The sequence below is a fragment of the Mesorhizobium sp. WSM4840 genome (assembly GCF_055811755.1).
Genome location: NZ_JBVVQD010000120.1, coordinates 1 through 713 on the forward strand (window position 1 = coordinate 1; position 713 = coordinate 713).

The window sequence follows — 713 nt, forward strand, 5'->3', positions numbered from 1 at the left end:
GCGATGACTTCGATGCCCGGATGACGTTTCAGCCATGACGCGACAGTGTTGGCATTTCGGTCCGGCAACAGATCGAGGACGCGGTTGCGCTCCAGATCGCAGATGATCGTTCCGTAGCGCTGCCCCTTGCGCCAGGCCCAGTCGTCGATGCCGACCACCCGCGGCGCGTCCGGGGGCTCGAACCCGGCTGAGCGGATCATCCGCAGCAGCGTATCGCCGCTTACCGGCATGGCGAGTTTGCGCGACAGGCGCGAGCCGGATTCGCCGCCGACCGCGAAGCCGATCACCAACTGGCTCTCACCGAGGCGGGCGGTGCGTCTCGCTCTCGGCTGCACCGTTTCCGGCAATCGTTCCGTAAAGATCCGCTGACGGCATTGCGGATTGGCGCAACGGAACCGCCTGGCGTGAAGCCGGATTTCGACAACCCGTCCCTGCCACGGCAGATCAGCCACCCGGCGCATGTAGTGGCTGTGGACGCGGCCGGTTCCGCAGCCGCAGGAGGGACAGCACGATTCTGTCGCCTTCGGCCGGGCTACAAGCACCACCTTGTCGGCCTGTGGGAGAATTTGGACAATCGAAAGCTCGGGCGAGACCAGCGAACGGAAGGCATGGAGCACGGGCGAATCACCGGCGTCGACTGCGATTCCGACTCTATGGACTCATTCGCACCGCCCGTGAATCCCGGCCCCTGCACCAAATATGCGGAAGATCCC

Annotated in this window: 1 protein-coding gene; it reads right to left on the reverse strand. The window is 64.8% G+C overall.

Going from position 1 to position 713, the window contains the following annotated elements:
- A partial coding sequence (locus AC0L3I_RS36960; RefSeq protein ID WP_473530237.1) for an ISL3 family transposase occupies positions 1 to 617 on the reverse strand: 617 nt, incomplete at its 3' end.
- Between the last annotated feature and the right edge of the window lie 96 nt (positions 618 to 713).